The organism is Janthinobacterium sp. NKUCC06_STL, from assembly GCF_019345455.1.
Lineage (GTDB): Bacteria > Pseudomonadota > Gammaproteobacteria > Burkholderiales > Burkholderiaceae_D > Janthinobacterium > Janthinobacterium rivuli.
The window spans coordinates 1,235,691-1,249,622 of the sequence record NZ_JAHKQY010000001.1 but is presented as its reverse complement, the minus strand read 5'-3'; the positions used below and the strand labels follow the sequence as shown (position 1 = coordinate 1,249,622).

Sequence of the window (13,932 nt, the reverse complement as noted above, 5' to 3'; positions counted from 1 at the left end):
TCGTATCCGTCAGGGGGCGTTGTTGGCGATGGCGCTGCTGGTCCAGCCGCCGCCGGCGGCGCGGTACAGCGCCACCCAGGCGGCGCTGCGTTCGCGCTCGAGATTGACCACCGTGTTTTCGGCGGCCAGGCGCGTGCGGCGCGCGTCTTCCAGTTCGATCAGGCTGGCCAGGCCATTCTTGTAGCGGTCTTCCGTGGCGACGAACGACACGCGGTAGCCTTCCAGTGCCGTTTTCGCATGGCTGCTGCGCTCGTCCGTGCTGGCCAGGTTGACCAGTGCCTCTTCCACTTCGCGCACGGCCTGGCGCACGCCGGCGCGGTATTTCACCACGGCTTCGTCGTAGCGCGCCGTGGACGCGTCGATCTGCGCGCGCCGGGTGCCGCCGTCGAAGATGGGCAGGCTGACGGCCAGCGGGCCGATGCTCCAGGTGCTGGCCGTGATGCTGGTGCCGCCGGCGCGGATATTGCCCTTGCCGATGGAGCCGGCAAGGCTCAGGCGCGGGTAGCGCTGCGCTTGCGCGCCGCGCACTTCGAAGCTGGCGGCCGCCACTTCGCGTTCGGCGCTGTAGATGTCGGGCCGCTGGCCCAGGGTTTGCGCCGGCAGTTCCGCGATCGCCACAGGCGAAGGCAGGATGGCGGGGCTGGCCGCCAGCTTCTGGCGCAGCGACGCTTCCGGCATGGCCGACAGGGCCACCAGCGCCTTGACATTCACGTCGCAGGCGGCGCGTTGTTCGATGGCGCGGCTGGCGCCTTCGGCCGCGCTGGCGCGGGCCAGGGCGGCGTTGGCGGGCGGTTGGAAGCCGGCGCCGGCGCTCAGTTCCGTCAGGCGCGCCGAGTCGCGGCGCGAGACGGCGTCCTGTTCGGACACGGCCTGCAATTGCTGGCAGGTGCGCAAGGCGTAGTACTGGTTCGCCACTTCGGCGGCCACCGAGACGCGGGCTTCATGCCAGAGCGCGCGGGCGCTGTCGTAGCGCTCCTGCGCCGCGTCGCGCGTGGCGCGGTTGGCGCCGAACACGTCAATTTCCCACGATGCCTGCAAGGCTGCCTGCGAGGTGGTGCCGCTCGGTTGCGCCGATTGCTGGCTGGTGCGCACTACGCTGCCCGTCGCGTCCAGGGTGGGCGCCAGCGCGGCGCCGCTGGCGATGCGGTCCGCGCGCGCCTGCGCGATGCGCGTGCCGGCGGCGGCGATGGTCGGGCTGACTTGCTGCGCGTCGGTGATCAATTCCACCAGCAGGCTGTCGCCCTGGCCCTGCCACCAGCTGGCCAGGTCCGTCAGCTTGCCGTTGTGCGGCAGCGGCGCCTGCCACTGCGCGGGCGCGCTGGCGGCCACCGCTGCGGGCGGCCCCTGCAGGGCGCAGCCGCCCAGCGCCAGCACGACGCTGGCGGCCAGGACGCGTTGAACGGTGCATCGAATAGTCATCATGCTGGTCCTTCTGCTTGTCGTTGAGGTGTAGAGAGTGAGGGAGGCATGGCCAGGCGCTGGCGCTCCACGTCGGCCATGGCCAGCGCGTAGTCGGTCAGGCGCGCCAGCCAGGTGTCGATGGCCTGCGGCGATTCCAGCAGTTGCGGGCGCAAGGTTTGCAGCACCTCGGTGCCGACCATGTGCTGCAGGGCCAGCGAGGCGATGGAAAACGCCAGCCGGTGCATGTCGTCGCTGTTGTCGGGGGCGCCCAGGTGGCGCGCCAGCACGCGCGCGAGCGCCTCGTGTTCGGCACGGATATTCTGGTCGACCTCGCGTGCCCACAGGCCTGTCGGTTCGAGCATTTCGCGGCACCACAGGCGCATGCAGTCGCGCGCGATGTCTCCCTGCTGCATGGGCGCGAGCAATTGCGCATAAAAGCCTTCCAGGCTTTGGCGCAGGGTGAAATGGGGTTGCTCGTACAGGGCGATATTGTCTTGTGGATCAGATAATTGATGGGAGAAGGCGGCGCGGTACAGGCCCGCCTTGTCGCCAAAATAATAGCTGATGGCGGCCGCGTTCGTGCCGGCCGCCTGCGCCAGTTCACGCGTGGAGGTCTTGGCGTAGCCCTGTTCGGCAAACAGGCGGATGGCGCTATGCAGCAGCCGCTCGCGCGACTGCTCGCCGTCGGAACGGGGCTTGCGCCCATCGTCGGCGTGGGAAGTGGGGATGGCGGTTTTTTCAATCATGCCGGAGATTTAATCACATATCTCAAACGATTGATATAACTAAGCCGCTTGATTTAGTTAAGAAAGGATGAAGATAATGAAAAACGCAGGCAAAAAAAAGCCCGCGGTTGTATTCGCGGGCTGAATCCAATGTTCGGAGAACGAATTGGAGGAGACAGTTCTACTATAGCGCTGAAAATGGTGCAGTGCAATACCGTAGAACTACTGTATCGGTCTCTTTTCGATGGCAAAAAGCCGGTGTTGCATGCTGCGGCGCACAGAAGCTCAGTCCTTGCTGCGCAGGGCCAGGGTAAACGTGCTGCCGGAGCCGTAGTCGCTGTTGAAGAACAGGGCGCCGCCGATGGCGTTGGCCAGGTTCTGGCACAGGTACAGGCCCAGTCCCGCGCCTTCCACGTGGCGCGTGGAGGTGGAATCGAGCTGCGAGAAGGCCTGGAACAGCTTGGCCTGGTCTTCTTCCTTGATGCCGGCGCCGCTGTCGGCGATGCTCATTTCCGTCACCTGCACGCCGTCTTCGTCGCGCTGGGACAGGCTGATGCGCACCGTGCCCTGTTCCGTGAACTTGATGGCGTTGTTGAGCAGGTTGATGAGGATTTGCGTCAGCGCGCGGCGGTCCGTCTCGATGATGGCGGGAGATTGACCTGGCTCGCCCAGTTCGAGTTCCAGCGCCAGGCCTTTTTGCTGGGCCAGAGGGCGCAGGGTGTCGGCCACGTCGGCCATCAGTTCCTGGCAGTGTACGGGTTCGATCGACAGGGTCAGCTTGCCCGCTTCGATCTTGGCCACGTCGAGGATGTCGTTGATCAGCGAGAGCAGATGGCGCGCGCTGGCGCGGATGGTATTGAGTTGCTTGTCCTGGTCGGACGTCAGGGGGCCGGGCAGTTTCATCAGCAGCGCGCCCGTAAACCCGATGATGGCGTTCAGCGGTGTGCGCAGTTCATGCGACATGTTGGCGATGAAGGCCGACTTCATGCGGCTCGCCTCGGCCAGCTCCAGGTTTTTCAGGGCGATTTCGCGGTTGATGGTCTCCAGTTCGGCCGCATGGTGTGCCAGGCGCATGTTCAGCTCGATCACCTGGCGTTCGCGCGCCTGCAGTTCACCGTTGACCTGCACCGCCTGTTCATAGGTCGAGATCAGCAGGTCGAGGATTTGCTGGCGTTCCGCATTGATGAAATGCTTCTGGTCGCCCAGGTACAGGGCGATGCCGATTTCCACATTCTGGTTCTTGCGCAGCTTCTGGTTCATCAGCATGTGGCTGATGCGGTTGAGCAGGTAGTCTTCCGCGTAGGGCTTGCGGATGAAATTGTCGGCGCCGCACTCGATGCCGCGGATGATGTCCTTCGGGTCGTTGAGCGAGGTGACGAGGATCACGGGGATGTCGCGCAGGGTCGGATCGGACTTGATGGCGCGGCACAGGTCGTAGCCATTCATTTCAGGCATGACGATATCGGACAGCACCAGGTGCGGCTTGCGCTCGCGGATGGCGGCCAGGGCCAGCTGGCCATTCGCCGCCACGCGCGCGTTATAGTGCAGTGACTGGATCAGGCGGCGCAAGCGCTCCGCCTGGGTCGGGCTATCCTCGACGATCAGGATCTCGATTTCGTCAGGCTTGATTTGGTTGTTGGAGTCCACAGACCTCTCCTAGGATTTCAGTGTGGTGATGCTGGGCGCCGTGAGCGCGCAATATCGACATCGTATGACTATATCGGATTTAGGTCTGCAAAAGTAACTTCCAAGTAACTATTTTGGCCACAGGGAATGCTGTGGCCGCTTGTCAGTTTTCGCCCTGAAACTGGCCTGCGCGATAGGTCAGCACGAGCGTATCGCGGTGTCCGTGGTCGCCGACGGGCTGGATCGGCGTCGATTCATGGATCACGGCAGCGTCATCGAGCAGCAGCAGCGACCACGGTTCGGTCAGGGTAAAGCGCTTGCCGTTGGGGCCGTCCGCTTCGAAGATGCGCGTCTCGCCACCCTTGACCTGTTCGCGCCCGATCAGCAGCACGGCGACGAAATCGACGCCGTCGCGGTGCGCGCCTTCCGGCGTGGGCCGGCCGATGCCATCGGTCGTATCGATGCGGAACTGGTGCGCCTCGATGAACCACGGCTGGCTGCCCTTGACCTGCGAGCAGGCGTCGCCCAGCGCGCGGATCAGCTGTTGCCAGGCTGGCTGCGCGACGATGGCCGGCTCGACCGGCTCGAACAGGCGGTGCATGCCGCCGTGCAGGGCGTTGTATTCCACCGGTTGCCAGTGCGGACGGTGCGCCGTCTGCGTCAGACGCTCGCCATCCTGCACGAAGCACGAGTGGCGCCGGCGGCGATAGCGGCCGCCATCCTTCAGGTAATTGTCCAGCGCCAGGGTATTCCAGCTTGGCTCCAGCGCGCGCAGCGCGGCCAGCGGACAGCCGGCCAGCGCGGCCACGTCCTGCGGGCGCAAGACGGCATAGCCGTCATCGCGCAAGGCTTCCTTGACGTGGGACGGGTCGGTAAAGATCGGTGCGGAAGTGCTCATGGCGGTGCGGCCGCAACGCGGCCTGTCTCAGTTTATCCAGCCTGGCATTCTACGACTTCGCGGCGTTTCCTGTGCGGTGCGACAGGAATTATTCTTGTTGCGTTAAAAATTCTTTACCAGGGTCAGGCGCAGCGAGCGCGATTCCACCGGATGGAAGTGGATATCGTCGACGGGCTGCGCCTCGCCGGGCAGGCGCGAGGCATAGTAATAGTCGATGGCCGAGTCGCGCCGGTTGGCCAGGTTGTAGCCTTCCAGCTCCACGCGCAAGGTCTTGTTGATCCGGTAGGCGATGCGCCCGTTCAAGCCCACGCTGGCCGACGAGCGCACGCTGTTGTCCTCCACCAGCGGGCGCGGACCGAAGTAGCGCAGGCGCAAGGAGCCCGACCACGGTCCCGATGGCGTCACCGTCATGGCCAGCTGGGCCACGCCTTCGATGGCGCCGGGGATGAAGTCGCCCGCCGGGTCGCTGCCGCGCGAACGCGCGCGCGCATATGCCAGGTCCAGGTCCAGCGACAGCCAGCTGGCCGCCTTGTAATAGCTGGAAAATTCGATGCCGTAGCGGCGGCTGGGGCGGCCCGCCTCGGTGGCGCCGGCGTCGCCGATGAACAGCAGTTCGGAATCGAAGTCCAGGCGGTACAGCGATAGCGACGTTTGCAGGCCGGCGATGGCGGCGCTGCGCAAGCCCAGTTCCAGTCCGCGCGAGCGCGCCAGGGGCGTGACCTTGTCGGCCGCTTCGTCCGATTTCGGATCGACCGTGATCGTCGTGCCGCGCGCGTCGTTGCTGTGAAAGCCATTGCCGATGTTGAGATACGCTTCCGTATCGCGCCACGGTCCCGCGATCACGCTCAGGCTGGGGCTGAACAAATGGTCGCTGGCCTTGCCTGAATTGGCGGCCCGGTCGCTGCGCACGTCGAAGCGGTAGGCGTCCGCGCGCAGGCCGGCCACGGTGCGCAGCCAGCGCGACCAGCGCGTGCTGTTTTCGCCATACACGCCGAGGCTCGATTCGACGATATGGTCTTGCCGCGTGGTCGACAGGATTTGCCGCTGCCGCGTGTTGTACAGGCCATTGTGGATATTGTCGTTCTGTAGCTGCAGGCCGATGGTGGTGTCGCTGCTGCCCCTGTCCGTGTGGCGGTGCCAGGTGTGGCTGGCGTTGACGCCGGACGTCACGCGCCGGTCGGGCTGGGCGAACTGGTCGCCGTTATCGGGATCGTCCATCGCATACGTAAAATTCGAGAACAGGGCCAGGCGGTTGGCGATCACATACGCGCTGACCCTGGACGACATGTCGTCCGTAGTCTGGCGCCAGGCGCCCGACAGGCTGTAGCGCTGCGCCTTGCCGCCGTCGCTGGCATCGATGGCGTCGAAGCGGCCCAGGGTGCCGTCTTGCACGGCGCGCAGCGCAATCTGGTCGGTGGCATTCCAGCTGGCGTCATACGCCATGGCCGTGACGTTGAAACCGTTGTTGGCATAGCCTTCGCTGTAGCGCAGCACGCCATTGAGCTTGCGGTAGCGGTCCGGCTGCGTGAACGGGCCATCGTTATGCTGCGCTTCGAGCGCATACAGCAGGCTGCCGTCGCCCGCATCGAGTGAGTCGGCCAGCAGGGCGCGGCGAAAGCCGTTTTGCCCGATGCCCGCGCTGGCGACGCCCTGCGTCAGGCGGTTCGCGTAGACGACGGACGCCGCGCCGGCCGAGGAAAAATCGCCCTGCGCCGCTGAATATGGCCCCTTTTTGTAATCGAGGCGCATGGCCAGTTCGGGGATCAAAAAGTTCAGGTCCGTCCAGCCCTGCCCGTGGCCATGGCTGCGCTGGTTGACGGGCATTTCGTCGACGGTGGTGCGCAAGTCCGTGCCGTGATCGAGATTGAAGCCGCGCAGGTAGAACTGGTTGGCCTTGCCTTCGCCGCTATGCTGGCTGGCGATCAGCCCCGGCACGGCTTCGAGCAATTCGCCGGGCCGGTAGCTGGTGCGCGCGTCGAGCTGCTGTTGCGTGACGCTGCCCGCGTTGGCCGAATCGGCCACGCCCAGCTGGTTCAGGCGCGAACCGTCGACCAGCACGCGCTGGAAGATGTCGTCGGCATGGGCGGCGGTGGCGGAAAACAGGGCGGCGAGAAGGAGGGGAAGAGAGCGTGGCGTCATGGATGTAGTGGGGCTTAACGGATCGGCAGTTCCGTGTTCTGGCGGTCGAAAATCAGCGTCTGGATGCTGCCGCTGTCCTGCACGTTGAGGGTATTGCGCTGGCTGGGCAGGAAGTCGATCAGCAACTGATTGTGGATGCGCGTGGCGGGGGCCAGGCGCGTGCGTTCGATCTCCTGGAAGATCACCACATTGTCGGCATTGACCTTCATGCCGACCCAGTTCAGGCGCAATCGCTTGCCATCCGGTCCCACCAGGTAAAACTGTTTTTCGACATAGCGGCGCAGGGCCGCTTCGCTGTCTTCCTGGCCCAGGTCGAACTGGCGCTGGTACAGGTTCGTCAGCAGCGCCTCGACATCGTGGCCCGTGTAGGTGTGCACCACTTCCGTGCTGCCGCTGGCCGCGTTATAGCTGATGTCGGCGATACCCATGTGGAAATTGTGGGCGCCGGCCGCCATGCTGGCGCAGGCCAGCAAGGCGCAAGCCAGCGCGCGCCAGCACTTCATGCCTCGTCGCCCTTGGACGCGCCGCCATTCTTGCCTTTCAGCGGCGTATGAAAGTCGCGCATCAGGTTATCCTTGGGCGACTTCTCGCTCTTGAACAGCTCCAGGCGCGATGGCGTGATCTTGCGCGGCCAGCTGTTGTTGCTCGTGTCGATGTCGGCCGTTTCCCAGTACGGGTCCTGCACCAGGCCCACCATCGGTTCATCCGTGATGACGACCTTGGTGATTTTCTTCGGCGAATAGCGCCACACTTCGGCCGGTACGCGCTCGACGTACTTCTTGCCGCTTTTCAGTTCGATTTCGAGGATCAAGGGCATGACCATGCCGCCCACGTTCGACAGGTCGACCAGGTACAAATGCTTGCCCTGTTTCAGCAAGTCCTTTTCCCACGGTTCCAGGTTGGCCAGCGCTTCGGCGTAGGTGTTGCGGTCCTTGTTGGTCACCGTGAAATCGTCGTGCTGGTTGTAGAAATCCTTCAGTTCCGGATGTGCATCGACCCGGCGCGGCATGCCCTTGTTGGCGCGGCTCGTGACGGATTCCGGCTGGGCCTCCTTTTGCGCTTTTTTCCACGCTTTTTCCGTGGCCGGATCTTTCGAGCTCACGCCGTATTCGCTGATGCCGTCGATGCTGATGTCGACCGGATCGGTCGTATAAAACCAGCCGCGCCAGAACCAGTCCAGGTCTGTGCCGGAGGCGTCTTCCATGGTGCGGAAAAAGTCGGCGGGCGTGGGGCGCTTGAACTTCCAGCGCTGCGCATATTCCTTGAAGGCGTAGTCGAACAGTTCGCGCCCGAGGATGGTCTCGCGCAGGATGTTCAGTCCCGCCGCCGGCTTGGCGTAGGCGTTGTTACCGAACTGCAGCAGGGATTCGGAATTGGTCATGATGGGCACCTGGTCGCGGCTACGCATGTAGTCGACGATCTCGCGTGGCTCGCCGCGCGAGGCCGGGTAGTTTTCTTCCCACGCCTGCTGCGCCAGGTATTGCACGAAGGTGTTGAGGCCTTCGTCCATCCACGTCCACTGGCGCTCGTCCGAGTTGATGATCATCGGGTAGTAGTTGTGGCCCACCTCGTGGATGATCACGCCGATCAGGCCATACTTGGTGCGCTTCGAGTAGGTCAGCTCGCCCGTCTTCTTGTCTTTCACGGGACGGGGCCCGTTGAACGAGATCATCGGATACTCCATGCCGCCCACGGGACCGTTGACGGAAATGGCCGTCGGGTACGGGTAGGCTATGCTGTACCTGTTGTACTGTTCTATCGTGTGCACGATGGCTTGCGTGCTGTATTTTTCCCACAGCGGATTGCCCTCTTTCGGGTAGTAGGACATGGCCATCACGTCGCTGCCGCCCTTGTTGTAGCCCTGCGCATCCCAGATGAACTTGCGGCTCGAGGCCCAGGCGAAGTCGCGCACGTTGGCCGCCTTGAAGTGCCACGTCTTTTGCGCGCGGCTCACTGTTTTCTCGGCCGCTTCCGCTTCTTTTTGCGTGACGATGACGACGGGCTTGTCGCTGCCGCGCGCTTTTTCCAGGCGCTCGCGCTGTGCGGACGACAGCACGTCCTGCGGGTTTTGCAGCTGGCCCGTGGAGGCGACGATATGGTCGGCGGGTACCGTCAGTTGCACATCGTAGTCGCCGAATTCCAGCGTGAATTCGCCCGAGCCGAGAAACTGCTTGTGCTGCCAGCCGGCCGCGTCGTAATAGGCCGCCATGCGCGGGAACCACTGCGCCACTTCGAACAGGGCGTTCTTGTCGTCGAAGACTTCATAGCCGGCGCGTCCGCCCAGCACCTTCTGTTCGTTGATGCGGTAATCCCAGTCGATCTGGAAGACAAAATCCTGGCCCGGTTTCAGAGGCTGCGGCAAGTCGATGCGCATCATGGTGCGGTTCACAACATATTTCAACGGCTGGCCATCGGCGCCTTTCAAGGCGCGGATATGGAAGCCGCCCTGGAAGTCGCCGCGCGCGAGGATGCCGCGCAAGCCTTCGAACTTCATCGTGTCTTCGCCCGCCGTCCTGGCCCAGGCCTGGCGCGACGGTGCCGTGGCCATGCGACGCGCGTCGGAATCGGGCTTGTAGATATTCTGGTCCAGCTGCACCCACAGGTAGCCGAGGGTATCGGGTGACTGGTTATGGTAGATGATGGTGCCGCTGCCGGCGATTTCGCGTTTGGCTTCATCGAGGGTGGCGCGTATCGTGTAGTCGGCGCGCTGCTGCCAGTAGGCGTGGCCAGGCGCGCCGGAGGCGGTGCGGTAGGTATTCGGGGTGGGCAACACCTCTTCGAGCTGGCGGAACTTGTCGTCGAATGGCTCGGCAGCGAAGGCCGACACGGTAAAGCAGAGAGCCAGCGAGGCTACGGAGCTGAAAGGTATGCGCATATTCACCCTGATGTTGTTGTAAGGAAATAGTGGCAACTATTCTATACGCAGGGTGAAGCCGTCCATGTATCGATTTGTAATAAAGAAAGGCGGATTTTATGCCAGCTTTTGCCTGGCGCTGTCAGGGCGATGCTTTGCCTGATTTTGCTCGGAAAAGCGGCGTTTTTACTCACTTTTCATCAGGCTGTCGCGCAACTGGTTCAGTTGTTGTTTCATGTCCACAACCTGCTCCACGCTGCAGTGGCTGGCCGTCAGGATGGCTTCGGGCAGCAGGGCCGCTTCGTGGCGCAGCTGGTCGCCCTGTGCCGTCAGGGAAATGATGACCTGGCGCTCGTCGCTGGCGGCGCGCGTGCGCGTCAGCAAGCCCGATTGCTCCATGCGCTTGAGCAAGGGCGTCAGGGTGGCCGAGTCGAGGAACAGCCGCTCGCCCACTTCCGACACCGTCAAGCCGTCGCGCTCCCACAACACCATCATCACCAGGTATTGCGAATAGGTGAGGCCGAGCTTGCGCAGCAGCTTGCGGTACAGCTTGTTCATGGCAAGCGAGGTCGAGTACAGCGCAAAGCACAGCTGGCCATCCAGGCGCGGCACCTGGTGCAAGGGGTTGGGAGCGGTAGTGGTATCCATGGGCACAGTATATATAGTGCGCTACTTAGTTGCAAGCGACCTCAATGCTTCCAGCGCCTGTGCACCGAGCGTGAGCGCGCCCGCCGCGACGTTCTCGCGCAGATGCGCCACCGACGAGGTGCCGGGAATGACCAGCATATTCGGCGCGCGCTGCAGCAGCCAGGCCAGGGCCACCTGCATCGGTGTCGCTTGCATGGCGGCCGCCACCTGGTTCAGGGTATCGGACTGCAGCGGCGAAAAGCCACCGAGGGGGAAGAAGGGCACATAGGCGATGCCTTGCGCGGCCAGGGAGTCGATCAGCGCATCGTCCGCGCGGTGCGCCAGGTTGTAGTGGTTCTGCACGCAGACGATGGGGCTGATGCGCTGTGCCTCGGCCACCTGGCCCGCATCGACATTGGACAGGCCGATATGGCGCACCAGGCCTTCGCGCTGCAGCTGTACCAATGCGGCCAGCGGTTCGGCAAGCGACGAGCCGTCCGGGCCGGCCATGCCCGGTGCGCGCAGGTTGACCACGTCGAGCACGTCCAGGCCCAGGTTGCGCAGGTTGTCGTGCACGGCGTCGCGCAATTGTTGTGGCGACGCGGCCGGCAGCCATGACTGGTCGGCGCCGCGCACGAAGCCGATCTTGGTGACGATGGTCAAGCCGTCGCGATAGGGATGCAGCGCCTCGCGGATGATCTGGTTGGTGACGTGCGGGCCGTAAAAGTCCGACGTGTCGATATGGTTGACGCCCAGTTCGATGGCTTCGCGCAGCACGGCGACGGCGGCGGCGCGGTCTTTCGGCGGACCCCAGACGTGCGGGCCGGCCAGTTGCATGGCGCCGTAGCCGAGGCGGTTGAATGCTATGTCGCAATGGGCGGGCGTGAATTGGTCGCGGGCGGGGGAATACGTGTGCATGGCAGCTCCAGTGTGGTGGTCGAGTAAGGGAGCCACCATCGTAAGGCTGATTGCGCTGTATGATAATCGGGTCAATCCGGCACAGGCTGTACTCATTTCCGCACAATGAAAGCGCTACTCATGCATGCAGACAATCCTTCCATGGCCGACCTGGCCGCCTTTGCCCTGGTGGCCCGGCACCAGGGATTTCGCCAGGCCGCGCGCGCCAGCGGCCAGTCCGCGTCCGCCATGAGCGAGGCGCTGCGGCGGCTGGAACAGCAATTGGGCATCCGTCTGCTGGAACGCACGACACGTAGTGTCACGCCAACGGCAGCCGGTGCGCTGCTGCTGACGCGCTTGCGCCCGGCGCTTGAGGAAGTGAGCAGTGCGCTCGATGTGCTGAACGACTTGCGCGACAGCCCGCGCGGCACCTTGCGCCTGAACGTGCCGGTCAACGCGGCGCGCTTCTTCCTGCAGCCCATGGTCGACCAGTTCCTGCGCGCCTATCCGCAGATCAGGGTCGAGCTGGTGGTCGATAATAATTTTGTCGATGTCGTCGCCAGTGGCTGCGACGCGGGCATCCGTTATGGCGAGCGGCTGGAGCAGGACATGATCGCCATCCCCATCGGCCCGCGCACGCAGCGCTTCGCGGTGGCGGGCGCGCCGTCCTACCTGGCGCAGCGCGGCGTGCCCTTGCATCCGCGCGACCTGCTGCGGCACGCCTGCCTGCTGGGGAAATTCCTCAGTGGCGCGGTGCCACCGTGGGAGTTCGAGCGGGACGGGCAAAAAGTGAGCGTGGAGCCGGACGGCCCCGTGATCGTCACGCCGACGGCGGCCGATTTTGCGGTCAGCATGGCCGTCGCCGGCCATGGCCTCGTGTATCTGTTTGAAGAGTGGCTGCAGCCGTATATCGATGCTGGCCAGCTGCAGCCCGTGCTGGAAGACTGGGCGATGCCCTTTCCCGGCCCGTTTTTATACTATGCGGGCCGGCGCCATTTGCCTGCGCCGCTGCGCACCTTCATCGATTTCGTGCAGGCCAATTTTGCGGAGCTTCCGTAGTTTCCTTACTCCGCCGGATAGCGTGCGCGCAGCAACTGCAGCATCGCGACATTCTGTTCCCACGCGTCGCTCACGGGCTGCTGCGTGTAAGGCAGGGTTTGCGTGTAGGGCGCGGGGCCGAATTCCGGCGTGAACGTCATGCGTTCGGCGCCGGCTGCGCGGCGCAGGGCGACGATGGCATCCCACCAGGCCAGGTGGGCGTCGAGCGCCTGTTTCGCTTCCGGCGCGCGGAAGTCGGCCACTTGTGGCCCCTGCGCATGACCCACGCGCGCATGCACGTGACGCACCAGCGGCAGCACTTGCGCCAGGGCCTGCGGCTGGTCTTCCAGCAAGGACTCGCAGGCGCAGCACCAGTGCGACAGGTCGGCCGTCAAAAGCAGCTCGGGATAGTGCTGCAGATACGGCAGCAGCAGCATCGGGTGGCCGGAAAAACGGCTGCGGTGGATTTCATGCACGATGGGCACGCCGTGTTTTGCCGAGATGGCGGCGGCCAGGTCGAGCAGTTCTGCGTTTTGTGCCTGCGTATAAAAATCTTTGCCAGTGTGGGTGTTGACCAGCACGGGGCGCGCCAGGCAGGCGTTTTCCAGCAGCTCGGCGAGAGCCGCGCGGTGCAGCTCGAAGTCGCTGTGGAACACGGTTTCCCACTGCGCGGCGATCAGCTGCAGTCCCGCCTTGGCGATGCGGTCCGTCCATTCCTCGCGCAGGGCGGCGTCCAGCGGCAGCGACATCTCGATGCCGTCGAAACCGGCCGCCGCTACCCTGTCGATGAAGACGTCGGGCGGCAGCTCGTTATTGCCCCAGTGGGCGGCGAAAACCTCGATGCGCATCAGACGAAGCCCCGCACGGGGAAGGAGTCGTCGCGCTGGATCCAGTTGTGGGCCGCGTATTGCGTCTGGCCGTCGGTGGCGTGCAAAGTGTAGGCGTGGCGCGAGACGGGCGAGCGGTTCGGCGCGCTGTAGTGGGGCAGCAAGCCGTGGAAGCAGACGAGGGCGCCCGCCTTGACTTCGAGCGGCACGGCCGTGCTGTCGTCGGGCCATGGCGTGGCGTCGAGTTTTTCCACGCGCACGGCGTCGCCGTTGCGGATGAAGCGTTCGCGCAGGGGGCCGCGGTGGCCGCCCGGTTCGGCCCACAGGCAGCCGTTGTCGAGGGTCGCGTCTTCCAGCGCGAACCAGAAGGTGGTCACGCTGATGGGCGTGGTCTCGAAATACGTGGCGTCCTGGTGCCAGCGCACTTCGCCGCCGATGCCGGGCTGCTTGAAAATGTACATCGATTGCCAGACCTGCGCATCCGCCAGACCCAGGTCGCGCGCCACTTCGGCCAGTTTCGGATCGGCCGAAAAAGCGCGGAAGACGGGGTCCAGGTCATGCATGGCGTGGCCGATCTTGTTGATCGACAGCGATTTCGCCTGCTTCAACTGGCCGTCCGGACCGAACGCTTCTTCTTCGAAGAAGCAGCGGATGGTGTTGTCGGACGCCAGGAAATAATCGTTGGTGTTTTTTGCCTGGTCGCGCGTGGTGAAGATCGACTGGCTGACGCTGGGGTCGAATTCGTTGACAATCTGCTCGGCGCGCGCGCGCAAGGCGGCGATGTCGTCCGCCCCTTTGAAATCGGGCAGGATCAGGTAGCCGTCACGTTGATACTGTTCTTGTTGTTCGATTGTTAGCATGGCGGCGGCTCCGGAGGTCAATGGAAAGCGCCATTGTAGG

General features: G+C 64.1%; 12 protein-coding genes. 1 reads left to right on the top strand and 11 read right to left on the bottom strand.

Annotated features, from left to right (window positions below; translation table 11 throughout):
* Nucleotides 1-9 precede the first annotated feature (9 nt).
* The 9 genes from KO539_RS05650 to KO539_RS05610 all read right to left on the bottom strand — a co-directional run bounded on the left by KO539_RS05650 (nucleotide 10) and on the right by KO539_RS05610 (nucleotide 11,188).
* Nucleotides 10-1,422 carry an efflux transporter outer membrane subunit gene (locus KO539_RS05650; protein WP_374106339.1) on the bottom strand — a complete coding sequence of 471 codons (1,413 nt, stop codon included), beginning with the start codon at nucleotides 1,420-1,422 and terminating at the stop codon, nucleotides 10-12.
* Nucleotides 1,419-2,147, bottom strand: coding sequence for a CerR family C-terminal domain-containing protein (locus KO539_RS05645; RefSeq protein WP_219307757.1), 729 nt, complete (start codon nucleotides 2,145-2,147; stop codon nucleotides 1,419-1,421). The genes KO539_RS05650 and KO539_RS05645 overlap by 4 nt, the downstream gene beginning before the upstream one ends.
* Nucleotides 2,148-2,411: 264 nt before the next feature.
* A complete protein-coding gene (locus KO539_RS05640) occupies nucleotides 2,412-3,773 on the bottom strand; it encodes a response regulator (protein ID WP_219307755.1) in 1,362 nt (453 codons plus the stop codon).
* Between the two features lie 142 nt (nucleotides 3,774-3,915).
* Complete coding sequence (locus KO539_RS05635; RefSeq protein WP_219307753.1) at nucleotides 3,916-4,650, bottom strand: 2OG-Fe dioxygenase family protein; 735 nt, start codon at nucleotides 4,648-4,650, stop codon at nucleotides 3,916-3,918.
* Between the two features lie 102 nt (nucleotides 4,651-4,752).
* On the bottom strand, nucleotides 4,753-6,789 hold the full coding sequence (locus KO539_RS05630; RefSeq protein WP_219307752.1) for a TonB-dependent receptor: 2,037 nt from the start codon (nucleotides 6,787-6,789) through the stop codon (nucleotides 4,753-4,755).
* 14 nt (nucleotides 6,790-6,803) lie between these two features.
* Entirely contained in the window at nucleotides 6,804-7,292 is a 489-nt protein-coding gene (locus tag KO539_RS05625) for a DUF6702 family protein (RefSeq protein WP_219307751.1), read from the bottom strand.
* Nucleotides 7,289-9,664: a M1 family metallopeptidase gene (locus KO539_RS05620; protein ID WP_219307750.1), complete on the bottom strand. Its 2,376-nt coding sequence runs from the start codon at nucleotides 9,662-9,664 to the stop codon at nucleotides 7,289-7,291. Before KO539_RS05620 ends, KO539_RS05625 begins: the two co-directional genes overlap by 4 nt.
* Before the next feature lie 165 nt (nucleotides 9,665-9,829).
* Nucleotides 9,830-10,291 carry a MarR family winged helix-turn-helix transcriptional regulator gene (locus KO539_RS05615; protein ID WP_219307749.1) on the bottom strand — a complete coding sequence of 154 codons (462 nt, stop codon included), beginning with the start codon at nucleotides 10,289-10,291 and terminating at the stop codon, nucleotides 9,830-9,832.
* Between the two features lie 21 nt (nucleotides 10,292-10,312).
* The gene (locus KO539_RS05610) at nucleotides 10,313-11,188 is read right to left on the bottom strand and encodes an aldo/keto reductase family oxidoreductase (RefSeq protein WP_219307748.1); all 876 of its coding nucleotides are present in this window, start codon (nucleotides 11,186-11,188) and stop codon (nucleotides 10,313-10,315) included.
* Nucleotides 11,189-11,308: 120 nt separating this feature from the next.
* Between KO539_RS05610 and KO539_RS05605 the strand changes: the two genes are divergently transcribed.
* Nucleotides 11,309-12,226, top strand: a complete 918-nt coding sequence (locus KO539_RS05605) for a LysR family transcriptional regulator (RefSeq protein WP_219307747.1) — start codon at nucleotides 11,309-11,311, stop codon at nucleotides 12,224-12,226.
* Between the two features lie 5 nt (nucleotides 12,227-12,231).
* On the opposite strand, the gene KO539_RS05600 is transcribed toward KO539_RS05605, so the two are convergent.
* Together KO539_RS05600 and KO539_RS05595 are read right to left on the bottom strand one after the other, a co-directional pair.
* Complete coding sequence (locus tag KO539_RS05600) at nucleotides 12,232-13,053, bottom strand: sugar phosphate isomerase/epimerase (RefSeq protein ID WP_219307746.1); 822 nt, start codon at nucleotides 13,051-13,053, stop codon at nucleotides 12,232-12,234.
* Complete coding sequence (locus tag KO539_RS05595; protein WP_219307745.1) at nucleotides 13,053-13,892, bottom strand: phytanoyl-CoA dioxygenase family protein; 840 nt, start codon at nucleotides 13,890-13,892, stop codon at nucleotides 13,053-13,055. Before KO539_RS05595 ends, KO539_RS05600 begins: the two co-directional genes overlap by 1 nt.
* Nucleotides 13,893-13,932: the final 40 nt, after the last annotated feature.

Excerpts from the sequence above, each read along its gene's own strand:
- KO539_RS05650 (WP_374106339.1), bottom strand. The coding sequence starts at position 1,422 with ATGATGACTATTCGATGCACCGTTCAACGCGTCCTGGCCGCCAGCGTC.
- KO539_RS05645 (WP_219307757.1), bottom strand. The coding sequence starts at position 2,147 with ATGATTGAAAAAACCGCCATCCCCACTTCCCACGCCGACGATGGGCGC.
- KO539_RS05635 (WP_219307753.1), bottom strand. The coding sequence starts at position 4,650 with ATGAGCACTTCCGCACCGATCTTTACCGACCCGTCCCACGTCAAGGAA.
- KO539_RS05630 (WP_219307752.1), bottom strand. The coding sequence starts at position 6,789 with ATGACGCCACGCTCTCTTCCCCTCCTTCTCGCCGCCCTGTTTTCCGCC.
- KO539_RS05625 (WP_219307751.1), bottom strand. The coding sequence starts at position 7,292 with ATGAAGTGCTGGCGCGCGCTGGCTTGCGCCTTGCTGGCCTGCGCCAGC.
- KO539_RS05620 (WP_219307750.1), bottom strand. The coding sequence starts at position 9,664 with ATGCGCATACCTTTCAGCTCCGTAGCCTCGCTGGCTCTCTGCTTTACC.
- KO539_RS05615 (WP_219307749.1), bottom strand. The coding sequence starts at position 10,291 with ATGGATACCACTACCGCTCCCAACCCCTTGCACCAGGTGCCGCGCCTG.
- KO539_RS05610 (WP_219307748.1), bottom strand. The coding sequence starts at position 11,188 with ATGCACACGTATTCCCCCGCCCGCGACCAATTCACGCCCGCCCATTGC.
- KO539_RS05605 (WP_219307747.1), top strand. The coding sequence starts at position 11,309 with ATGCATGCAGACAATCCTTCCATGGCCGACCTGGCCGCCTTTGCCCTG.
- KO539_RS05600 (WP_219307746.1), bottom strand. The coding sequence starts at position 13,053 with ATGCGCATCGAGGTTTTCGCCGCCCACTGGGGCAATAACGAGCTGCCG.
- KO539_RS05595 (WP_219307745.1), bottom strand. The coding sequence starts at position 13,892 with ATGCTAACAATCGAACAACAAGAACAGTATCAACGTGACGGCTACCTG.